19 protein-coding genes and 2 tRNA genes are annotated in these 20,205 nt (G+C 68.0%); 10 read left to right on the top strand and 11 right to left on the bottom strand.

What is annotated here, in order from left to right; translation table 11 throughout:
• Positions 1 to 149 precede the first annotated feature (149 nt).
• A complete protein-coding gene (locus ACLBWH_RS03785) occupies positions 150 to 1,271 on the top strand; it encodes a hypothetical protein (RefSeq protein WP_447796893.1) in 1,122 nt (373 codons plus the stop codon).
• Between the two features lie 84 nt (positions 1,272 to 1,355).
• A complete protein-coding gene (locus ACLBWH_RS03780) occupies positions 1,356 to 2,336 on the top strand; it encodes a methyl-accepting chemotaxis protein (RefSeq protein WP_447796891.1) in 981 nt (326 codons plus the stop codon).
• Positions 2,337 to 2,468: 132 nt separating this feature from the next.
• Here the strand turns inward: ACLBWH_RS03780 and rplL are convergent, their stop codons facing one another.
• Together rplL and rplJ are read right to left on the bottom strand one after the other, a co-directional pair.
• The gene (rplL, locus tag ACLBWH_RS03775) at positions 2,469 to 2,843 is read right to left on the bottom strand and encodes a 50S ribosomal protein L7/L12 (protein WP_322847617.1); all 375 of its coding nucleotides are present in this window, start codon (positions 2,841 to 2,843) and stop codon (positions 2,469 to 2,471) included.
• A gap of 76 nt (positions 2,844 to 2,919) precedes the next feature.
• Positions 2,920 to 3,435: a 50S ribosomal protein L10 gene (gene rplJ / locus ACLBWH_RS03770; RefSeq protein WP_447796889.1), complete on the bottom strand. Its 516-nt coding sequence runs from the start codon at positions 3,433 to 3,435 to the stop codon at positions 2,920 to 2,922.
• A 642-nt stretch (positions 3,436 to 4,077) separates the two neighbouring features.
• Here rplJ and ACLBWH_RS03765 point away from each other — a divergent pair.
• The 3 genes from ACLBWH_RS03765 to ACLBWH_RS03755 all read left to right on the top strand — a co-directional run bounded on the left by ACLBWH_RS03765 (position 4,078) and on the right by ACLBWH_RS03755 (position 8,155).
• A complete protein-coding gene (locus tag ACLBWH_RS03765) occupies positions 4,078 to 6,570 on the top strand; it encodes an alkaline phosphatase PhoX (RefSeq protein ID WP_447796888.1) in 2,493 nt (830 codons plus the stop codon).
• 141 nt (positions 6,571 to 6,711) lie between these two features.
• Positions 6,712 to 7,233, top strand: coding sequence for a PilZ domain-containing protein (locus ACLBWH_RS03760; RefSeq protein WP_322847620.1), 522 nt, complete (start codon positions 6,712 to 6,714; stop codon positions 7,231 to 7,233).
• Between the two features lie 76 nt (positions 7,234 to 7,309).
• Positions 7,310 to 8,155: an oxidoreductase gene (locus tag ACLBWH_RS03755; RefSeq protein ID WP_447796886.1), complete on the top strand. Its 846-nt coding sequence runs from the start codon at positions 7,310 to 7,312 to the stop codon at positions 8,153 to 8,155.
• Positions 8,156 to 8,380: 225 nt separating this feature from the next.
• Here the strand turns inward: ACLBWH_RS03755 and rplA are convergent, their stop codons facing one another.
• Both rplA and rplK read right to left on the bottom strand, forming a co-directional pair.
• Complete coding sequence (gene rplA / locus ACLBWH_RS03750; protein WP_322847622.1) at positions 8,381 to 9,073, bottom strand: 50S ribosomal protein L1; 693 nt, start codon at positions 9,071 to 9,073, stop codon at positions 8,381 to 8,383.
• A gap of 4 nt (positions 9,074 to 9,077) precedes the next feature.
• The gene (rplK, locus tag ACLBWH_RS03745) at positions 9,078 to 9,509 is read right to left on the bottom strand and encodes a 50S ribosomal protein L11 (protein ID WP_017978227.1); all 432 of its coding nucleotides are present in this window, start codon (positions 9,507 to 9,509) and stop codon (positions 9,078 to 9,080) included.
• 196 nt (positions 9,510 to 9,705) lie between these two features.
• On the opposite strand from rplK, the gene ACLBWH_RS03740 reads away from it, so the two are divergent.
• Positions 9,706 to 11,952 carry a S9 family peptidase gene (locus ACLBWH_RS03740; RefSeq protein WP_447796884.1) on the top strand — a complete coding sequence of 749 codons (2,247 nt, stop codon included), beginning with the start codon at positions 9,706 to 9,708 and terminating at the stop codon, positions 11,950 to 11,952.
• 7 nt (positions 11,953 to 11,959) lie between these two features.
• Here ACLBWH_RS03740 and dinB read toward each other — a convergent pair whose 3' ends face one another.
• A complete protein-coding gene (gene dinB / locus ACLBWH_RS03735) occupies positions 11,960 to 13,051 on the bottom strand; it encodes a DNA polymerase IV (RefSeq protein ID WP_322847624.1) in 1,092 nt (363 codons plus the stop codon).
• Between the two features lie 68 nt (positions 13,052 to 13,119).
• Between dinB and ACLBWH_RS03730 the strand changes: the two genes are divergently transcribed.
• Positions 13,120 to 13,713: an isochorismatase family cysteine hydrolase gene (locus ACLBWH_RS03730; protein ID WP_447796881.1), complete on the top strand. Its 594-nt coding sequence runs from the start codon at positions 13,120 to 13,122 to the stop codon at positions 13,711 to 13,713.
• Between the two features lie 368 nt (positions 13,714 to 14,081).
• Here the strand turns inward: ACLBWH_RS03730 and ACLBWH_RS03725 are convergent, their stop codons facing one another.
• The 3 genes from ACLBWH_RS03725 to ACLBWH_RS03715 form a co-directional block, all read right to left on the bottom strand.
• The gene (locus ACLBWH_RS03725) at positions 14,082 to 14,531 is read right to left on the bottom strand and encodes a hypothetical protein (RefSeq protein ID WP_322847626.1); all 450 of its coding nucleotides are present in this window, start codon (positions 14,529 to 14,531) and stop codon (positions 14,082 to 14,084) included.
• A 40-nt stretch (positions 14,532 to 14,571) separates the two neighbouring features.
• Positions 14,572 to 14,648, bottom strand: a tRNA-Arg gene (locus ACLBWH_RS03720).
• Between the two features lie 33 nt (positions 14,649 to 14,681).
• Positions 14,682 to 14,758, bottom strand: a tRNA-Pro gene (locus tag ACLBWH_RS03715).
• 137 nt (positions 14,759 to 14,895) lie between these two features.
• On the opposite strand from ACLBWH_RS03715, the gene pnuC reads away from it, so the two are divergent.
• Both pnuC and ACLBWH_RS03705 read left to right on the top strand, forming a co-directional pair.
• Positions 14,896 to 15,468, top strand: coding sequence for a nicotinamide riboside transporter PnuC (gene pnuC / locus ACLBWH_RS03710; protein ID WP_447797474.1), 573 nt, complete (start codon positions 14,896 to 14,898; stop codon positions 15,466 to 15,468).
• A complete protein-coding gene (locus ACLBWH_RS03705; protein WP_322847628.1) occupies positions 15,465 to 15,989 on the top strand; it encodes an AAA family ATPase in 525 nt (174 codons plus the stop codon). Before pnuC ends, ACLBWH_RS03705 begins: the two co-directional genes overlap by 4 nt.
• 39 nt (positions 15,990 to 16,028) lie before the next feature.
• Here the strand turns inward: ACLBWH_RS03705 and ACLBWH_RS03700 are convergent, their stop codons facing one another.
• Positions 16,029 to 16,985 (bottom strand): CsgG/HfaB family protein, encoded by a 957-nt coding sequence (locus ACLBWH_RS03700; protein WP_322847629.1) that lies wholly within the window; start codon positions 16,983 to 16,985, stop codon positions 16,029 to 16,031.
• Positions 16,986 to 17,108: 123 nt separating this feature from the next.
• Between ACLBWH_RS03700 and lepA the strand changes: the two genes are divergently transcribed.
• Positions 17,109 to 18,932: a translation elongation factor 4 gene (gene lepA, locus ACLBWH_RS03695; RefSeq protein WP_322847630.1), complete on the top strand. Its 1,824-nt coding sequence runs from the start codon at positions 17,109 to 17,111 to the stop codon at positions 18,930 to 18,932.
• A 282-nt stretch (positions 18,933 to 19,214) separates the two neighbouring features.
• Here lepA and ACLBWH_RS03690 read toward each other — a convergent pair whose 3' ends face one another.
• Positions 19,215 to 19,643: a hypothetical protein gene (locus ACLBWH_RS03690; RefSeq protein ID WP_447796879.1), complete on the bottom strand. Its 429-nt coding sequence runs from the start codon at positions 19,641 to 19,643 to the stop codon at positions 19,215 to 19,217.
• A gap of 90 nt (positions 19,644 to 19,733) precedes the next feature.
• Positions 19,734 to 19,961 (bottom strand): hypothetical protein, encoded by a 228-nt coding sequence (locus ACLBWH_RS03685; RefSeq protein WP_447796877.1) that lies wholly within the window; start codon positions 19,959 to 19,961, stop codon positions 19,734 to 19,736.
• Between the last annotated feature and the right edge of the window lie 244 nt (positions 19,962 to 20,205).

Here is a 20,205-nt window from a genome sequence, read left to right as displayed (position 1 = left end):
GCGGACACTGTCAAAGGGGGTGTATCCAACACTTCCAAACCTCATGCCTTCGCCCCGTCGCCGCGCCGGGGCGGTTCGTCGCAGCGGGGGTGGCGGTCGCCAACCGTTCACTAAGGAACGCCCAAGCGTTTTGGGTGAGATCAGGGTACATGAACATGAAGCGGGGCGCGCGGCTCAGCGCGATCGCCCTTTTGGTGGCGGGCGCGGCTGCGGCTCCCGCCGTGGCGCAGACGTCGAACACGACCGCGCCGCAGACGATCCCGGGGCTGGACAATTTCAGGCTGGCGCCGTCGCAGCAGACCCCGCTTCCCGTACCGGAGCCCGAACCGATCCCCGTGCCGGTGGTGACGCCGACGCCGCGGGCGACAGCGACGCCCGCGGCGCGGCCCACGCCGCGACCGAGCGCGACGCCGACACCGCGCGCCACGCCGAGCCCGACGCCCACTCCCGACGTAACGCCGACGCCGGCGGTCGAACCGTCGCCGACGCCTGCACCGACGCCGACGCCGACGCCGGTTCCGGTGGTGACGCCATCGGCAGTGCCGGTCGACGTGTCGGCGCCCCCGTCGGACTCATCCACGGGCTGGTGGCTGGGCGGGGCGGCGCTGCTGGCCATCGCCGCGGCGGCCGGCTGGTGGCGGTTGCGGCGCCGGGCGAGCGGCGGGGCTGCGGAGGTCACGGTCGCCGAGCCGGCGCCACGGCCCCGTGCCCCCGCGCCCGTACCGGCGGCGCCGCAACCGGTGATGCCCGCTCCCGCGCTGCCGCCGGCGGATCGCGCGCGGCTGGCGCTGACGCTGCATCCGCGCCGCGCCGGGCTCAACCTGCTCAGCGCCACGGTCGAGGCGGAGCTGGAGGTGCGCAACCTCGGCACCGTGCCGGCCATGGCGATCCGCGTCGGCGTCGCGCTGACCGGAGCCGGCCCGGGGCAGGAGAGCGACGTCGCGGCGGTGTTCGCGGCGCCGGTCGGACGCACCGCGGTGCCGCCGTTCGCGCTCGCGCCGGGCGAGACGCGGCGCGTACGCGTCGTCGCCGCCTTGCCGCGCACCGAGATCCGGCCGCTCGAAGCGGGTGGCCGGGCGATGTTCGTGCCGGTCGTGGCGATCAACGCGCTCTACGATGCGGGCGGCATCGACGCGCAGACCGCGGCGGCATTCGCGGTCGGTGTCGAGCGCGTCGATTCCGCCAAACTGGTCCCGTTCTGGTTCGATCAGCCCGCGCGGATGTACGATGCGCTCGGCGTTCGCCCCTATGCCGCTGCGGTGGAACGATGATTTGCGCGGGTTGCATAATGGTCGGGAGCGGTTAACGGCAGTCGGCGTGTCCACTTTGGTCCGATCGTCGGACCGGGAGAATATATGGCAGCCGAACGTCATGGTGCCGAGATCTGGGCAGCGGTGTGCCGTGCCACCAACGTCGCCCAGTTCGACCATGCCGGTCACGTCATCTGGGCCAGCGAGCGGTTCTGTACGACGATGGGATATAGCCTGGTCGAGATGAAGGGCCTGCATCATCGCGCCTTCTGCTCGCCGCAGGAGCAGGTCTCGCCCGGCTATCGGCGGCTGTGGCACGATCTCGAACGCGGCCGCGCCGCCTCGGGCGAATGTACGCGGATCACCAAGGACGGACGCGAGGTCCGCCTGCATGCGGCTTATGATCCGCTGACCGATGACGACGGCGCCATCTCAGGCTTCGTCAAGGTCGCCACCGACGTCACCGAACGCCGGCGCGGCGAGGCGGAGCGCAGTGCGCGGCTGGCGGCGCTCGACCGCAGCCAGGCGGTGGTCGAATTCGCTCCCGACGGCATCCTCCTCCACGCCAACGAGCGGTTCCTCGGCCTGACCAGCTATCGGCTGGAGGATGTCGTCGGGCGGCATCATCGCAGCTTCTGCGACCCGGCGTATGCTGCGTCGGCCGACTATGCCGCCTTCTGGTCGCGGCTGGCCGGCGGCCGGATCGACAGCGGCGTCCGGTGCTGGCGTGCCCGCGACGGCGAGGAATGCTGGCTGCAGGCGAGCTATACGCCGGTGTCCGATGCGATGGGCCGGCCGTTGCGCATCGTCGCGATCGCCAGCGACGTCACCCGGCAGGTGCGGCTGGAGCGCGCCGTCGCCACCCGGCGCGACGAGCAGCAGCGCTTCCAGTCGGCGCTCGAAGCCAAGACCGCGGAGGTGCAGACGGCGATGACGCAGCTCGCCGGCGTCGTCGACACGATCAGATCGCTCTCCGCGCAGGCCGATCTGATGAAACTCAACGCGGCGATCGATGCGGCGCATGCCGGCGAGGCGCCGTCGAGCGTGATCGGTACGGGCGCGTGGCGCGCGCGCCGACGCGGCTGACCGCAGCGGGCGCGGACACGAAAAAGGGCGGCCTCCCTGCGGGGGCCGCCCTCTTCCTGTCGCTGGCTGGCCGATGGTCGGCCTGCCCTGTGGAGGAGCAGGCAGCGTGCTGCCCGTCTCCTCCGCTGCGGCTTACTTGAGCTCGACGGTCGCGCCGGCGTCTTCGAGCTGCTTCTTGACCTTCTCGGCCTCGTCCTTGTTCACGCCTTCCTTGACGGCCTTCGGCGCGCCTTCGACGAGCGCCTTGGCTTCGGTCAGGCCGAGACCGGTGATGGCGCGGACTTCCTTGATGACGTTGATCTTCTTGCCACCGTCGCCGGTGAGGATCACGTCGAACTCGGTCTTCTCTTCGGCGGCCGGAGCAGCGGCGCCACCGGCTGCCGGGGCAGCGGCGACGGCAGCGGCGGCCGAAACGCCCCACTTCTCTTCGAGCAGCTTCGAGAGCTCGGCGGCCTCGAGGACGGTCAGTTCGCTCAGCTGGTCAACCAGCGCGTTCAGGTCTGCCATGATACTTCCTTCATATGTCGGGGCCGACGGCCCCAAGTGTCAGTTGAAAATTCGCTTGTCCAAAAGCGCCTGAAGTTCAGGCGGCTTCCTTCTCGGCGTAAGCCGACAGCACGCGCGCGATCTGCGCCGCGGGAGCCTGGGTGATGGTCGCGAGCTTCGTTGCCGGGGCAACGATGAGGCCGACGATCTTCGCCCGGAGTTCATCCAGCGAGGGCAGGGTGGCGAGCGCTTGCACGCCGGCGACGTCGAGAGGGGTCGCACCCATCGCACCGCCCACGATTTCGAACTTGTCGTTCGTCTTCGCGAATTCGACCGCTACCTTGGCAGCGGCGACGGGGTCGATCGAGGTGGCGAGGCCGACGGGGCCGGTGAGCATGTCGCCCACGGAGCCGTAATCGGTGCCATCGAGTGCGATCTTGGCAAGCTTGTTCTTCGAGACCTTGTAGGTCGCGCCGGCATCACGCATCGCGTTGCGCAGTCGGGTGGACTGGGCAACCGTCATTCCGTTGTTGCGGGTAACGACTACCACGCCGACTTCGGAAAAGATGCGATTCAACTCGGCAACGGCCGCGGCCTTTTGAGCACGATCCATGCCATTCTCCACGTTTTGAGAGTGCCGCACGAAGCGACCCTCCCGGTTGCAAACCGGAGGGGAAAACCCCGCCGGGGTTGTCCATCGATGGGGAAGGCACCCGTGAAGGGCGGCAGACCGGCGCGCCAAGAGGCGGACCGATCGTCAAATTCCTGTCCCCGTCTCGGCAGGACATTAAGCCGCGGCAAATCCGCGGCACCTGCTGTCTTGGACGGATGCACGACGGGTGAACCCGCCGGCAAGCGCGTGCCAGTAGTGGAATGCGGGGAGGAGTCAAGAGTCGTCCTGCATTGCTCCACCCGCTGGGTGGTTGGGACATCCGTCACAATCCTCCCCCGCCAGGGGGAGGTGGCATGCCGAAGGCATGACGGAGGGGGAGGTAAGTGACACGTCCGTTCCGTGTCCTCCCCCTCCGTCACGGCTTCGCCGCGCCACAGTGCCGGGTCGGTCATGCCCCCGGCATGACCTTGAACGGCCGGGGGCCGTTCAACCCGGCACTCCCTTGCGGGGGAGGAATTAGGGATGTCATCTTCATGTCATCCTCGTTTCATCTTCCCGTCACCGCGGTGCAACCCCGCTGCCGCTTTTGTCGGCCAATGACAGCCGCATAGCGGCACGGCGCCGCGTAGCGGGGGAACCAATATGACGATCGAGAGCCTGTCCACCATCGGCTATGACGATGGTGATATCGACACAAACGTCAGTGCCAATCCGCATATCGGCGAGCTGATCGCCAGCCGCTATTCGCGTCGCCAGACGTTGCGCGGCGGCATCTCGGCGATGACCGCGGCGGTGTTCGGGGCCGGCATGCTCGCCGGCTGCGACCAGGACGACGAGCGTCGCGCGACCACGGTGACCGCCGGCGGGGCGATCACCACCTCGGTCGGCAAGACGGTGACGCTGAACGGCGCGGTGACGAGCGGCAATTCCGCCTCGACCGCATGGACGCAGACCAGCGGTCCGATCGTCAGCCTGGCCAATGCGACGGGCGCGGCCGCCAGCTTCACCGCACCCGCGGTGACCGCCGCGACGCCGCTCGCCTTCCAGTTCACCAGCACCTCGACCGACGGCATCCGCTCGGTCGCCGACACGATCGTGACGGTGGCGCCCGCGACGCTCGACTTCACCGCGGTGCCCAAGAGCCTCGCCGACGTCGTCGCGGTGCCGTCGGGCTATCAGGTCACCGTGCTCTACCGGCTCGGCGATCCGATCAACGGCAGCGTCGGCGCCTATGCCAACGACGGCAGCGACACGAATTTCTCGGCACGCGCCGGCGATCATCATGACGGCATGAGCTTCTTCGGCCTCGCCGCGACCGGCACCACGCCCGACCCGACCAACAGCAGCCGCGGGCTGCTCGTGCTCAACCACGAGAACATCACGCAGAGCTATCTGCATCCCAACGGTCCGACGACGGTCGCCGGCGCGCGCCCGACCGCCGAGGTGCTCAAGGAGATCGAGGCGCACGGCGTCAGCGTGGTCGAGATCAACCGCGGCACCAGCGGCTGGAGCTACGTCAACAGCAGCAGCCTCAACCGCCGCATCACGCCGTTCACGCCGATGGACTTCTCCGGTCCGGTGAAGGGCAATGCGCTGCTGTTCACCGCTTATTCGCCGACCGGCGTCGCGGCGCGCGGCACGATCAACAATTGCGCCAACGGCACGATGCCGTGGAACACCTATCTGACCAACGAAGAGAATTGGGCCGGCTATTTCCGGCGCGAGGCCGGCGACAATGCCCGCCGCACCGCCGCGCTCGGCGCGCGGTCGGTCGTCGCGTTCAGCCGCTACGGTCTCAACACCGGCAGCAACGATGCGCTGAAGGCGGGCAATTACAATTGGGCGACCGCCGCCGCACCGGCGGCCGGCGACACCCGCATCGCCAAGTTCAACGCCACCGTCGACGCGACCAAGGCCGCCAACGGCACCGGCGACTTCCGCAACGAGCCCAATCAATATGGCTGGGTGGTCGAGATCGACCCGTTCGATCCCGCCTCGACGCCGCGCAAGCGCACGGCGCTCGGCCGGATGAACCACGAAGGCTGCGTGATCGGCCGGACGATCGCCGGCGTGCGCCCCGCCTTCTACATGGGCGACGATGCGCAGAACGAATATGTCTACAAGTTCGTCTCGTCGGCGACCTGGTCGGCGGCGGATGCGAGCGCGACCAACCGGCTCGCGATCGGCGACAAATATCTCGACACCGGCACGCTCTACGTCGGCAAGTTCAACGCCGACGGCAGCGGCCAGTGGTTACCGCTGGTGTTCGGCCAGGGCGCGCTGACCGGCGCCAACAGCGCTTATGCCTTCACCGATCAGGCCGATGTGCTGACCCACGCCCGGCTTGCCGGCGACGCGCTGGGCGCGACCAAGATGGACCGGCCGGAATGGACCGCGGTCAATCCGGTGACCGGAGAGATGTATCTGACGCTGACCAACAATTCGTCGCGTACCGTCGCCACCACCGATGCCGCCAACCCGCGCGCCTATAGCGACCCCAAGACCACCGGCGGGGCGAGCAACGGCAATCCCAACGGCCATGTCATCCGCCTGCGCGAGACCGGCGACAGCAGCGAGGCGCTGGCCTTCACCTGGGACATCTATGCCTTCGGTGCGGGCAGCGATCTCAACCCGGCCAACATCAACCTGTCCAACCTCGATGCCACCAACGATTTCTCCTCGCCCGACGGGCTGTGGTTCGCCCGGCCGAGCAACGTCGCGGGGCAGGGGACGCCGCTCCTGTGGATCGAGACCGACGACGGCGCCTATACCGACGTGACCAATTGCATGCTGCTCGCCGCGATCCCCGGCACGGTCGGCGACGGCGGCACGCGCACCTTCACCAACAGCCTCGGCGGCCAGACCGCGTCGCAGACCACCCGGATCGGCAAGGCGCCGGGCACCGCGCTCAAGCGCTTCCTGGTCGGCCCGAAGGAATGCGAGATCACCGGCATCGATTCGACGCCGGACGGCCGCTCGATCTTCGTCAACATCCAGCATCCCGGCGAGGGCGGCGGACCGTCGGGCATCACCAGCAACTGGCCGCAGAGCCAGGCGAGCGGCACCGGCAGCGGCCGGCCGCGCTCGGCGACGATCGTCATCACCAAGACCGACGGCGGCATCATCGGCCTGTGATCCATCGGGTGCCGCGCCGCGGGCCGGCGCGGCACCCGCTTGGTCGAAAACGGATTTGTCGATTACGGACGTTTAAGATTTCGCGGGCATAACGATCGTCATGCCCGCGTCCGCATCCTTTCCGATCCATCGGTCCCGGCGATGAAGACGCGGGAGCCGCGGGTGAAGGTGCTGGTCCGCGCGCGCATGCGCGCCGGCGCCGACTGGACCGACGTGGTGATCCACAACATGTCGTCGCGCGGCCTGCTGGCATCGTCCAGTCCGGTGTGCCGGCCGGGTACGGTGGTCGAGATCCGCCGCATCCATCACGTCGTCGTCGGCCGCGTGGTCTGGCAGAACGGCGCCTTCTTCGGGGTGCGGACGCAGGACCCGATCGACATCCAGGGTATCGTCACCGCGCAGCCGCCCGCACACAAGCCGCAGCGGAGCGACGCGGGCGACGACGACCGTCGCGCGGTGCGCCGCGTGCCGGCGGCCGAACGCGAGGCGCAGAGCCGGCGCTTCGCCTCGGCGTTCCAGTTCGTCGTGTTGATCGTCGCGGTCGGCGCCGCCGCCGTGTTCGCGGCGCAGGAGGTCGGATCGGTGCTGTCGCGGCCGTTCGCGGCGGTGGGCGTGGCGCTGACGGGCAATGCCGATGCGACGGGAAGCACCGCCGGAAACTGACCGCGGCGAGGAACCGGGACCGGGCTGCGGCATTGCCGATGTTCGATCCTTTCTTTTGGTCCAAGGCTTTCCGCTCATGACGCTGCCATCCTCCCCCGTCTGGTTCATCACCGGCTGTTCGACCGGCTTCGGCCGCGATCTCGCGCGGCTCGTCCTCGATCGCGGCTGGCGCGTCGTCGTTACCGCGCGCGATGCGGCGCGGGTCGCCGATCTGGTCGAGGGTGCCGAGGATCGTGCGCTGGCGCTGGCGCTCGACGTCAACGATGCCGGACAGGTCGACGCGGCGGTCGCGGCGGCGCAGGAGCGGTTCGGGCGTATCGACGTGCTCGTGAACAACGCCGGCTATGGCTATCAGGCGAGCGTCGAGGAAGGCGAGGAGGCGGCGATCCGCGCGCAGTTCGACACCAACGTCTTCGGCCTGTTCGCGCTGACCCGCGCGGTGCTGCCCGGCATGCGCGCGCAGCGGGCCGGCCACGTCATCAACTTCACCTCGGTCGCCGGGCTGATCGGCTTTCCGGGATCGGGCTATTATGCCGCGTCCAAACATGCCGTCGAGGGCTGGTCGGACAGTCTCGCCGCGGAGGTCGGGCCGCTCGGCATCGCGGTGACCTGCGTCGAGCCGGGGCCGTTCCGCACCGATTGGGCGGGGCGGTCGCTTCAGCAGACGCCGGTGCGGATCGCGGATTATGCCGAGACCGCGGGCAAGCGGATGGAATCGACCAAGCAGATCAGCGGCGAACAGGCCGGCGACCCGGTGCGCGCGGGCGAGGCGATCATCGCCGCCGCGGAGACCGAAACGCCGCCGCGCCATCTGGTGCTCGGCAAGTTCGGCTTCGACGCGGTGACTGCCAAGCTCAAGGAGCGACTGGCGGAGATCGAGGGTCTGCGCGAGCAGGCGCTGGGGGCGGATTTTCCGGAGTAACCGGCGGTCCGCTTTCCCGAGGCTCGTTCGAGGCTTTTGCGAAAGCCAGCCGGATAGCCCCCAGGCTGTACCCCGGCGGTGGTCGGGGCCCAGTTGGGTGGAGGTTGGCGACGACGTACTACCGCCTTCCCACCTAGGCCCGGTCCGGGCGACCAAGCCATCCGGACCAACAAAAAGGGCCGGGATTGCTCCCGGCCCTTTTCGTATTCGCGTGATGCGAAAGGCTTACGCGCCCGCGACCTCGGCGGTGTCGACGCGGATGCCCGGGCCCATCGTCGAGCTGACGGCGACCTTGCGGACATATTTGCCCTTGGCGCCCGACGGCTTGGCACGCACCACGGCGTCGACCAGCGCGTCGAAGTTGCGACGCAGGTCTTCCTGCGTGAACGACGCCTTGCCGATCCCCGAGTGGATGATGCCGGCCTTCTCGACGCGATACTCGACCTGGCCGCCCTTGGCGGCCTTGACCGCTTCGGCGACGTTCATCGTCACGGTGCCGAGCTTCGGGTTCGGCATCAGGCCCTTGGGGCCGAGCACCTTACCGAGGCGGCCGACGACGCCCATCATGTCCGGGGTCGCGATGCAGCGATCGAAATCGATCGTGCCACCCTGGATCGTCTCCATCAGGTCTTCCGCACCGACGACGTCGGCCCCGGCGGCGAGCGCCTCCTCGGCCTTGGCGCCGCGGGCGAAGACGCCGACGCGGACGGTCTTGCCGGTGCCGGCGGGCAGCGTGACGACGCCGCGGACCATCTGGTCGGCGTGGCGCGGATCGACGCCCAGGTTCAGCGCGACCTCGATGGTCTCGTCGAACTTGGCGGTGGCGTTCTGCTTGGCCATCGCGATCGCCTGGTCGACGCCGTGCAGCGTCTCAGGGTTCACGGCGTTGGACTTCTGCTTCTTGGTCAGCTTGGCCATGATCTCAGCCCTCCGTCACTTCGAGGCCCATCGCGCGGGCGGAGCCTTCGATGATCTTGGTCGCAGCCTCGATGTCGTTGGCGTTCAGATCCTTCATCTTGGTCTGGGCGATCTCGGCGAGCTTGCTGCGCGCGATCTTGCCCGCGACGACCTTGCCCGGCTCCTTCGAACCCGACTTCAGGCCGGCGGCCTTCTTGATCAGGAACGACGCCGGCGGCGTCTTGATCTCGAAGCTGAACGAACGGTCGGCATAGACGGTGATCTTGGTGGGCAGCGGCGTGCCCTTGTCCATGTCGGTCGTCTGCGCGTTGAACGCCTTGCAGAATTCCATGATGTTGACGCCGCGCTGACCCAGTGCCGGGCCGATCGGCGGGGCGGGCTTGGCGTCGCCTGCAGGAACCTGCAGGTTGATGTAACCTGTGATCTTCTTTGCCATGTCACTCTCGTTTCAAGTTTAGCGGTCCAAGCGGGCGTCTCCGCCCTCCCGCAAGCATCCAGCCAAAGCGTGGAAGCGGCGGCCGTTAGCGGAAACGGCGACGCAGGGCAAGCGCGGCGGGTATCGAACGATCGTATACGACCGCGTTATCGTGCGATACCACGTCCGCAACAGCAAAAGGGGAAGTTCGAAGACGATGCGCAAAGCCCTGATCCTCGCCAGCCTCGCGACCCTGTCGCAACCCGTCGCCGCCGCGATCCAGTCGGCGCCGCTGACGCTGGAGCGCATCTTCGGCGACAAGGCGATCCCGATCGACCAGGTCGAGGGCGGCGAGTGGACCGCCGATGGCAGCGGCTATGACGCGATCGAACCGTCCAAGGCGGTCGCCGGCGGCACCGACCTCGTCCGCTACGACGTCGCGCGCAACGCCCGCACCGTGCTGGTCGCGGCAGGCGACCTCGTCGTGCCGGCGACGGGCAAACCGATCGCGATCCAGAGCTATGCCTGGTCCGCCGACGGCAAGCGGCTGTTGATTTTCACCAACGGCACGCGCTTCCGCCGCACCCGGGCGCTCGGCGATTACTGGCTGTTCGATGTCGCGGCCAGGACGCTGCGCCGGGTCGGTGGCGACGCGCCGCCCGCCAGCCTGATGTACGCGGCATTCTCACCCGACGGCAGCCGCATCGCCTATGTCCGCGCCAACAATCTGTACGTCGAGCCGAGCGCGGGCGATGCGCCGCCGCGGCAACTGACCCGCGACGGCAACGACCTGATCGTCAACGGTCTGGGCGATTGGGTGTATGAGGAGGAATTCTACCTCCGCAAAGCCTGGTCGTGGAGCCCGGATTCGCGGACGATCGCCTTCTGGCGGTTCGACACGTCCGGGGTCGGCACCTTCTACATGATCAGCAACACGATGGGGCAATATTCCAAGCCGATCCCGCTCCAATATCCCAAGGTCGGCACCACCAATTCGGCGGTGCGCGTCGGCACGATCGACGTGGCGAGCGGCGCGACACGGTGGATCGGCCTGACCGGCGATCCGCGCCAGAATTACGTGCCGCAGATGAGCTGGGCGGGGACCAGCGGCAAGGTGTTCCTGCAATATGCCAACCGGCTGCAGAACACGTATAACCTGCTGCTCGCCGATCCCGCCAGCGGGACGACGAAGCCGGTGTTCGTCGAACGCGACGCCGCCTGGGTCGAGGCGAATGGCGATCCGACCTGGCTCGACGGCGGCAAACGCTTCACCTGGCTGAGCGAGCGCGACGGCTGGCGGCATCTGTATGTCGCCTCGTCCGACGGCAAGACGCCGAGCCTGCGCACCCCCGGCCGGTTCGACGTCGTCAGCCTGCTCCTCGTGGACGAGGCGCGGGGCTGGGCGTGGTTCACCGCCTCGCCCGACAATCCGACGCAGCGCTACCTCTACCGCGCCACGCTGACCGGCAAGCCGCGGGTCGAGCGGGTGACGCCGGCGGGGCAGGCGGGGACGCACGGATATGACATCGCCCCCGGTGCGCATTGGGCGCGGCACACCGTCTCGGCGATCGACCGCGCACCGGTGACCGAGATGATCGACCTCACCACCCAGGCCCCCGTGCGCGTGCTCGCCCGCAACGCCGCCTTGCAGGACGAGATCGCGCACGAACCGATCGGGCCGACCGAATTCACCCGGCTCGACCTCGGCAAGGGCGTGTCGGTCGACGCGTGGATCATGAAGCCGGCGGGCTTCGATCCCGCCAAACGCTATCCGGTGCTGTTCCAGGTCTATGGCGAGCCGTGGGGGCAGACGGTCGCCGACGCCTGGGGCGGCAACACCGCTCTGTGGCATCGCATGCTCGCCGAGCGCGGCTATATCGTCGCCAGCATCGATCCGCGCGGCACCAACACGCCGCGGGGGCGCGACTGGCGCAAGAGCATCTATCGCCGGCTCGGCGTCGTCGGGCCGGAGGATTATGCCGCCGGCGTGCGCAAGCTGATCGCCGAACGGCCCTATATCGATCCGGCGCGGATCGGCATCTGGGGCTGGAGCGGGGGCGGATCGAGCACGTTGCACGCGATGTTCCGCTTCCCCGAGCTGTTCAAGACCGGCATCGCCGTCGCCGCCGTCTCCGACCAGATGCTCTACGATACGGTGTATCAGGAGCGCTACATGGGTCTGCCGGCGGACAATGAAGCGGGCTACAAGGCGGGGTCGCCGATCACGTATGCCGCGGGGCTGACGGGCAATCTGCTCGTCATCCACGGCACCGGCGACGACAACGTCCATTACCAGAACCTCGAACAGCTCGAGGATCGGCTGATCGCCGCCAACAAGCCGTTCACGATGATGGCCTATCCCGATCGCACGCACGGCATCTACGAAAAGCCCGGCACCAGCCTGCACCTCTATTCGCTGATGACGCGCTACCTCGAGACCAATCTGCCGCCGGGCGGCCGGTGATCCGCGCTCACAGCGGCAGGCTGGGCTGAACCTCCTCCGCGTCGGCGGCGTCGCGCAGGATGCCCGACAGCGTCAGGCCGAGCAGCCGCACGCCGTCGGGCACGGGCAGCTGCGCATCGAGCAATTCGTCGCCGATGCGCAGGAAGTCGGCCTCGCTCGTCACCGGCAGCGCGAGCGAGCGGGCCCGCGTCATCGTGCGGAAGTCGGCGTGGCGGAGCTTCAGCGTCACCGTCCGGCCCCGCACCCCCGATCGTTCGATCCGCACCCAGGCCGCCTCGGCGACGCGGGCGAGCGCGGCGTGCAGGTCGTCGGGCGCGGACAGATTGGTCTCGAACGTTCGCTCGGCACCGACCGATTTGGCCTCGCGATGGGCGCGCACCGGGCGATGATCGACGCCGCGCGCCGCCGCGAAGAGATAGTCGGCATAGGAACCGAAATGCGCCTGCAGGAAGGGCAGCGGGCGGTCGCGCAGGTCGGCGCCGGTGAGGATGCCGAGCTGCTCCATCCGCTTGGCGGTGACCGGTCCGACGCCGTGGAAGCGCTTGACCGGCAGCGAGGCGACGAACGCCGCGCCCTTGTGCGGCGGGATGACGCAGAGCCCGTCGGGCTTGTTCTGGTCGGAGGCGAGCTTGGCGATGAACTTGTTGTAGCTCACCCCCGCCGAGGCGGTGAGGCCGGTATCGGCGCGGATGCGGGCGCGGATCTCCTCGGCGATCGCGCTCGCCGAGCCGAGGCCGCGCACGTCGGTGGTGACGTCGAGATAGGCCTCGTCGAGCGACAGCGGCTCGATCGCGTCGCTGTAATCGGCGAAGATCGCGCGGATCTGCTGCGAGACGGCATGATAGACGTCGAAGCGCGGCCGGACGAAGACGAGGTCGGGGCAGCGGCGCAAGGCGGTGACCGACGGCATCGCGGATCGCACGCCGAACGCGCGCGCCTCGTAGCTCGCCGCGGCGACGACGCCGCGCGCGCGCGATCCGCCGACCGCGACCGGCTTGCCGCGCAGCGTCGGGTCGTCGCGCTGCTCCACCGACGCGTAGAAGGCGTCCATATCGACATGGATCACCTTTCGCTGAGGAGGCGTCTCGCCATCGATCATGATCCCGTTTCGTTCCAAACGCATCACAGATCAAGGCGCTGCTGCGGCAAAAACGGTACGAAGGTTTCATGGCGCAACAGCAGCTTCCTCCTGCCGCGGGGCATAACGCGCTCATCATCATCGACATGGTCAACGCCCTCGACTTCGACGGCGGCGATCGGCTGAAGGGGTCGGCTGAGGCGACGATCGCGCCGATCCTCGCGCTGCGCGATGCGGCGGACGCTGCCGGCGTGCCGGTGATCTACGTCAACGACAACAATGGGCAATGGCATTCCGATCGCGACAAGCTGATCGAGGAGACGCTGTCGCGCGCGACGCCGGGGCAGGCGCTGACCGAGGCGCTGCGGCCGCGCGAAACCGACTATTTCATCATCAAGCCGCAGTTTTCCGGTTTCTACGCGACCAATCTGCCGGTGCTGCTGCCGCAATTGGGTGCGCGCCGGCTGGTGCTCACCGGGGTCGCCGCCGACATCTGCGTGCTGTTCACCGCGGCGGACGCGCATATGCGGCAATACGATCTGTGGGTGCCGTCCGACGGGGTGGCGGGCGACCATGATGCGCGGACGCGCTGGGCGCTGGAGATCATGGCGAACAGCATGCAGGCGGACATCCGGCCGACCGGCGAACTGACGCTGGCCGAATGGATCGCCGCCGCCGGTTAAGACGGATTGGTATTCGGGGTTTTGACTAAATTCCTCCCCCGCCAGGGGGAGGTGGCGCCGCGAAGCGGTGACGGAGGGGGAGGTAAGCGACGACTTCGGTTGCCGTGTCCTCCCCCTCCGTCATGCCTTCGGCATGCCACCTCCCCCTGGCGGGGGAGGATTTGGCCGTCGGTCGCGCTTCGGACGATTGCTCACGCTGCAACCGGCACGACCGAGGTTGCAATTGTCGACGCGAGCCGGCGGGGCACATAGGCGCGCCACCGAGCCGCACCCCTGCGGCATTGCCGAGGTGTTCCGTGCTGAGCCTGATCGTCCACATCATCGCCTACCGTCGCCAGCGCGCGGCCTGATCGGCGGGGCAGGGGCCGTCAGTCGGTCTCCGCGAGTGCCGCCTCGACCTCTTCCACCGAAATGCCGAAGGCGCCGGCGAGGCCGGTGAGCGAGGCGCCGCGCTTGGCCAGCTCGCGCATCCGCGCGATATCGACCACCGTCGCATAGCCGCGTGTGTCGCGCTGCTCGCGCACGACGTCCTTGCGGCCCGAGCCGCGGCGGCGCTGCGCGGCGGCGGCATGGGGATCGCCCTCCGCCAGTCGCTGCTCCTCCTCGCGGCGGGCTTCGCGGGCCTGTTCGCGCTCGCGCATCTCGACCTCGCGGCTGGCGAGCCGCTCCTTGAGGCGCTGTTCGGTGTCGCCGGCCCGCTCGCGCGTCCGCGCCTCGCGGGCTGCGGCACGTTCGGCGGCGCGCTGTTCGAGGGTGAGGTTGCTGCGGACGCGGAAGTCCGCCGATGGCGAGGGCGTGCCCCAGCTCTTGTCCACCACGATCGTGGCTCCGGCTTGCTATGGAAAGGCTTGGAAAAGGTGGTGCACCCAGAGCGATTCGAACGCCCGACCCTCAGATTCGTAGTCTGATGCTCTATCCAGCTGAGCTATGGGTGCATATGCCACGGCGCGAGCCGTAGCGGATATATATGGTCGGGAAGAGAGGATTCGAACCTCCGGCCCCTGCCTCCCGAAGACAGTGCTCTACCAGGCTGAGCTACTCCCCGACGGAGTACGTCCAGGCCCTTCAAGGGTCCGTCCGTGCTTGGAGGCGCGCCTATACCCACGCCGGATAGCGGATGCAAGCACCGGAATCGTGCACTTGCGAAATCCTCGTGCAACGTCCTAGGCAGAGGCGGTGAATATGGTCGAAGCGCTCGCCGCCGCACTCGTCATCGTCAACGTCGCGCTGGTCGCGGCGCGCAGCGTGTGGAACTATCCGGTCGCGCTCGCGGCGGTGGCGATCTACGGCTGGGTGTTCCTCGGCGCGCACCTCTACAGCGATGCGCTGCTGCAGGTCTTCTTCTTCGCCGCCAATCTCTACGGCTGGGCGAATTGGGCGCGCAGCCGGGCGAGCGCGGGCGAAGTGGTGGTCGAGCGGCTCGCTCCGCTCGCCCGGCTGACGTGGCTGGGCGGCGGCGTCGCGGCGTGGCTCGTCTGGAGCGCGCTGATGCATCGTTATACCGATGCGTCCTATCCCTGGTGGGACGGCGGCATCGCGATCGCCTCGGTCGCGGCGCAGGTGATGCAGGCGCGGCGCGCGATCGAGAGCTGGTGGGTGTGGATCGCGGTCGATGTCGCCAGCGTGCCGCTCTATGCGGCCAAGGGTTTGGTGTTCACCACCGGCCTGTATCTGGTGCTGCTCGGCCTTTCGATATGGGGGCTGATCGATTGGCGGCGCGCGCGGGGGCGGCAGGGCAGGATGGCATTGGCATGACGTTGCGTTCGATCTGCCTCCACGGGCCGGAGAGTACCGGCAAGTCGACGATGATGCCGCGGCTGGCGCAGCATTTCGGCGGCGTGCCCTGCGTCGCCGAGTTCGGCCGCGCCTATTGCGAGGCGTTCGGCACCGACCTGACGATGGCCGACCTCGTCGAGATCGGGAAGGGCCACGACGCCAAGGTCCGCCACGCGCTCGCCGAGCGCAGCTATCCGGTGATCATGGACACCGATCCGCTGATGACCGCGGTATGGGCCGACATGATGTTCCGGCGGCGCGATGCGTGGTTCGCGACGTGGAACAACACCGCCGACATCTATCTGCTGTTCGACATCGACCTGCCGTGGGAGGACGACGGCACGCGGATGTTCGGCGGCGAAGCGGCGCGACGGCGCTTCTTCGAGCTGAGCAAGGCGGTGCTGGAGGAGCGCGGCGTGCGCTGGGCATTGGTGTCGGGGCAGGGCTCGACGCGCTACCTCAACGCGCTGCGCGCGATCGAGACGCTGAGCCGCGATTGAGGGGACGGCCTGCCATGTTGCGGGCCGTCCCCCGGCGCATCAGCTCGACGGCGCGAGCTTGGTGTTGAGCACCCAGCCGACATTGTCGTTCTCGTCGGCGACCTCCCACCACAGGCCGTCCTTCTTGCCGGTCGGATAGACGATCGCGCCGGTCGGCAGCGTCCGCAGCACCTTGCTCGTCGCGAGCCCGCTGACGCGCAGCGCGAGCGGCGCCTGGGCGGTGAAGGTCTTGGCGGGGGCGGCCTGCGCGGTGCCGGCGTCGCCCGGGGTGACGAGGCCGAGGCCGGTGACCATCTTCGAATAGGCCTGGATGAACGACAGGGTCACGATCCGGCCGATCTCGGTATTGTCGTAGCCGCCGCCCGCCGCGCCGGCGACCGACAGGAAGCCGCCGCCGCCGAAGGCGAGATTGTTCTTGGCGGCATAGCCTTCCTCGGTGGCGAGCGTCTCGGTGGTGCGGACGTTGGTCAGCGAAAGGACGGTGTTCGCCTCCATCTTCTTGCTCTTGAGGCCGCCGATCAGGCCGCCGACCGCGCCGCCGAGCAGGCCACCGGCGACGCCGGCGACGCCGTTGCCGCTGACGTTGCTGTTGGCGCCCTGGATTTCGGCGACCATCACGTAGTCGGCTGCCTTGATCTGGCCCTGGCCGACGTTGGCGCCGCGCTGCAGCCCGAGGTTGCCGCCGATGTTGCGCTCGATCTGCGCGGCGTTGAGGCCGGTGCCGCGATCGACGAGGTTGAAGCAGCCCGATCGCTGGACGAGCACCTTGAGCAGCTTCGACGGCGGCGCGAGATTATATTGCGTCCACCAATGCGGGTCGTCGCCGTCGGCGATCGAGAGGGTGCCGAGCTTGCGGACGCAATGCGGCACCTCGGCGGCCAATTGCGTCTGGAGCTTCTGCCCGCTCGACTCGCGGGCGAGCTTCTGCGCGTCCGCCGCGCCGGACACGACGAGCGCCGCCCCCGCCAAAGCGGCGATAAATGTCTGCTTTCTCATTTCCACTGTTCCTCCCAAGCGATCCGCTCGTTCGGGACGTCGTCGCGGAAGCCCCCTCGATCGGCGTCCCGGAGCCGTCGGCATCTAGCACCCGGCCCCTGGGTGCGCTAGGCGCGTGGCGATATGGCTACTCCTCCCGACACGATCCGTAACTTCTCGATCATCGCGCATATCGACCATGGCAAGTCGACCCTCGCCGACCGTCTGATCCAAAGGACAGGGGGGCTGACCGACCGTGAGATGTCGAGCCAGGTGCTTGATAACATGGACATCGAGAAGGAGCGCGGGATCACGATCAAGGCGCAGACGGTGCGCCTGTCCTACCCCGCCAAGGACGGCATCACCTATACGCTGAACCTGATGGACACGCCCGGCCACGTCGACTTCGCCTATGAGGTCAGCCGCAGCCTCGCCGCCTGCGAAGGCGCGCTGCTGGTGGTCGATGCGGCGCAGGGGGTCGAGGCGCAGACGCTCGCCAACGTCTATCAGTCGATCGAGCACGATCACGAGATCGTGCCCGTCATCAACAAGATCGACCTGCCCGCCGCCGAACCCGAACAGGTGCGCAAGGAGATCGAGGACGTCATCGGCATCGACGCCTCGCAGGCGGTGCTCGCCAGCGCCAAATCGGGGATCGGCATCGACGAGATCCTGGAGGCGATCGTCACGCGCATCCCGCCGCCCAAGGGCGATGCCGATGCGCCGCTTAAGGCGATGCTGGTCGACAGCTGGTACGACCCGTATCTCGGCGTCGTCATCCTCGTCCGCGTGATGGCGGGCGTGCTGAAGAAGGGGCAGCAGGTCAGCTTCATGCAGGCCGGCACGACGCATCTGGTCGATCGCGTCGGCTGTTTCCGCCCGAAGATCGAGCAGCTCACCGATTTAGGCCCCGGCGAGATCGGCTTCATCACCGCGCAGATCAAGGACGTCGCGCAGGCGCGCGTCGGCGACACGCTGACCGACACCAAACGCCCCGCCGCCGAGGCGCTGCCGGGGTTCAAGGAAGTCCAGCCGGTGGTGTTCTGCGGCCTGTTCCCGGTCGACGCCAACGACTTCGAAAAACTGCGCGAATCGATCAGCAAGCTGCGCCTCAACGACGCCAGCTTCAGCTTCGAGATGGAGACGTCGGCGGCGCTCGGCTTCGGCTTCCGCTGCGGCTTCCTCGGCCTGCTCCACCTCGAGATCATCCAGGAGCGGCTGACCCGCGAATACGACCTCGACCTCATCACCACCGCGCCGTCGGTGGTCTATCAGATCGAGCTGACGCATCCCGATCCGGCGGGGATCACGCAGATCGACCTGCACAATCCCGCCGACATGCCCGACGTCAACAAGATCAAGACGATCAGCGAACCGTGGATCAACGCGACGATCTACGTCCCCGACGAATATCTCGGCTCGATCCTCAAGCTCTGCCAGGATCGCCGCGGCATCCAGAAGAACCTGACCTATGTCGGCGGGCGGGCGCAGGCGACCTACGAACTGCCGCTCAACGAGGTGGTGTTCGACTTCTACGACCGGCTGAAATCGCTGTCGAAGGGCTATGCGAGCTTCGACTATCAACAGATCGGCTATCGCGAGGGCGATCTGGTCAAGATGAGCATCCTCGTCAACGAGGAACCCGTCGACGCGCTCAGCATGATCGTCCATCGCGGCACCGCGGAGGTGCGCGGGCGCGGCATGGTCGAGCGGCTCAAGGAGCTGATCCCGCGGCATCTGTTCAAGATCCCGATCCAGGCGGCGATCGGCGGCAAGGTGATCGCGCGCGAGACGATCAGCGCGATGCGCAAGGACGTCACCGCGAAATGCTATGGCGGCGACGCCACCCGCAAGCGCAAGCTGCTCGACAAGCAGAAGAAGGGCAAGGCGAAGATGCGCGAATACGGCTCGGTCAGCATCCCGCAGGAGGCGTTCATCGCCGCGCTGCGCATGGGTGACGAGGGGTAGGCGGACTCGCAGTGATCCTGCCCGCCTGTGATCTCGCGGCGGGTCGGACCTTGGTGGAAGGGCGTGCGCTGCGCGCGACGCAGTATCCCGGCGTAGGCCGGGGTACATCGAACTGCGGCGTTGCGCCTTGAGCCTCGACTCCGCCTCCTCGATACCTTTGCAAAGTCCGCATCACCGGTGGAGCACTGGGGTAGCTTTGCAGAGGTCTCGAACAGGTCAGGGGGCTACGGGGGCTTAGGGGTGGAGGCGTCCCTTGCCGCGAGGCGTCAGGAGGCCGTCCTATCACATATAGTTGGCAGGGTTCGGGCTCGGCATGCGGCAGGCGCGGGTGCGGCCGCGTTTGCATGCGGCGACCTGATCGCGCCAGTCGGACATCGCCATCGCATAAGCGCGCTCGCGGTCGGCCTGAAGCGCCGCATCGGCGGCGATCGTGCGTCGGTGCGCGCGCATCGCGGCGCGATAGCGGCGGACGTCGGCCTGATACCGCGCCTGATTGGCGGCGTTGACCGCGGTGACCGCGCCATTGTCGAACTGCGCGACCGCGCCGACCTCGCGGTTGGCGGCGACGACTTCGGGTGCGGCCTCGGCGGCGACGGCATCGTCGCCCTGCGCGGCGGCGGGGGCGGCCGCAGGCGCAGGCGCCGAGGGGGTGGTCTGCGCGAAGACCGGCGCGGCGATCAGCGCGGCGCCGATCAGGATGGGGCGAAACATGGCATACTCCTCGTTACGGTCGCGACAATGGGCGGGAGGAGTGATGGTTCCGGAACGGGTCGGCTCGCCTCGGCGCGGAGGCGGCGACGTTCAGATGATGATATCGGCCCTGGACCGCGGCGATTTCGCGTTTTTCAGTGCGGCTTTGACCGCGTCTTCGATCTCGCGAAGGATGGCGGCCTGCTGTTCCCTCGGCAGCGCGGCGAAATCCGTTTCCGATAGATGGTGGCTTGCAAGGACGCGTTCCCTGATCCGTTCCAACGGCGTCTTCTTGGCTTCCTTGTGAAACTCGGCGGCCCATTGGTCGGCCCGCGACATCGTATCCGCTGGTGACGCCGATCGGAAAGCCACGAGCCGGTTTGTCGAGGTCGATCCAGCGGAGACCAGGCTCGAACCGTTCGCATCCGAGATTGACGTTATCGACATCCTTCCCTCCAGCATCCGCAAGGCCAGGGCAACAAGATCGGGCTACCGTGCGGAGACGGTATCGGCTCTCTGGTCGCTATGACGTCTTATAGACGATCGATACGCGGTGGTGACGAAGCGCACGCATTCTTGTGGC

It is taken from the genome of Sphingomonas sp. M6A6_1c (assembly GCF_053345135.1).
The sequence above is the reverse complement of the archived record's forward strand: the minus strand, read 5'-3'. Positions and strand labels throughout refer to the sequence as shown.

Excerpts from the sequence above, each read along its gene's own strand:
- ACLBWH_RS03685 (WP_447796877.1), bottom strand. The coding sequence starts at position 19,961 with ATGTCGCGGGCCGACCAATGGGCCGCCGAGTTTCACAAGGAAGCCAAG.
- ACLBWH_RS03700 (WP_322847629.1), bottom strand. The coding sequence starts at position 16,985 with ATGAGAAAGCAGACATTTATCGCCGCTTTGGCGGGGGCGGCGCTCGTC.
- ACLBWH_RS03765 (WP_447796888.1), top strand. The coding sequence starts at position 4,078 with ATGACGATCGAGAGCCTGTCCACCATCGGCTATGACGATGGTGATATC.
- ACLBWH_RS03780 (WP_447796891.1), top strand. The coding sequence starts at position 1,356 with ATGGCAGCCGAACGTCATGGTGCCGAGATCTGGGCAGCGGTGTGCCGT.
- ACLBWH_RS03730 (WP_447796881.1), top strand. The coding sequence starts at position 13,120 with ATGGCGCAACAGCAGCTTCCTCCTGCCGCGGGGCATAACGCGCTCATC.
- ACLBWH_RS03705 (WP_322847628.1), top strand. The coding sequence starts at position 15,465 with ATGACGTTGCGTTCGATCTGCCTCCACGGGCCGGAGAGTACCGGCAAG.
- ACLBWH_RS03785 (WP_447796893.1), top strand. The coding sequence starts at position 150 with ATGAACATGAAGCGGGGCGCGCGGCTCAGCGCGATCGCCCTTTTGGTG.
- lepA (WP_322847630.1), top strand. The coding sequence starts at position 17,109 with ATGGCTACTCCTCCCGACACGATCCGTAACTTCTCGATCATCGCGCAT.
- ACLBWH_RS03690 (WP_447796879.1), bottom strand. The coding sequence starts at position 19,643 with ATGTTTCGCCCCATCCTGATCGGCGCCGCGCTGATCGCCGCGCCGGTC.
- rplL (WP_322847617.1), bottom strand. The coding sequence starts at position 2,843 with ATGGCAGACCTGAACGCGCTGGTTGACCAGCTGAGCGAACTGACCGTC.
- ACLBWH_RS03755 (WP_447796886.1), top strand. The coding sequence starts at position 7,310 with ATGACGCTGCCATCCTCCCCCGTCTGGTTCATCACCGGCTGTTCGACC.
- ACLBWH_RS03760 (WP_322847620.1), top strand. The coding sequence starts at position 6,712 with ATGAAGACGCGGGAGCCGCGGGTGAAGGTGCTGGTCCGCGCGCGCATG.
- rplA (WP_322847622.1), bottom strand. The coding sequence starts at position 9,073 with ATGGCCAAGCTGACCAAGAAGCAGAAGTCCAACGCCGTGAACCCTGAG.
- ACLBWH_RS03740 (WP_447796884.1), top strand. The coding sequence starts at position 9,706 with ATGCGCAAAGCCCTGATCCTCGCCAGCCTCGCGACCCTGTCGCAACCC.
- rplJ (WP_447796889.1), bottom strand. The coding sequence starts at position 3,435 with ATGGATCGTGCTCAAAAGGCCGCGGCCGTTGCCGAGTTGAATCGCATC.
- dinB (WP_322847624.1), bottom strand. The coding sequence starts at position 13,051 with ATGATCGATGGCGAGACGCCTCCTCAGCGAAAGGTGATCCATGTCGAT.
- rplK (WP_017978227.1), bottom strand. The coding sequence starts at position 9,509 with ATGGCAAAGAAGATCACAGGTTACATCAACCTGCAGGTTCCTGCAGGC.
- pnuC (WP_447797474.1), top strand. The coding sequence starts at position 14,896 with ATGGTCGAAGCGCTCGCCGCCGCACTCGTCATCGTCAACGTCGCGCTG.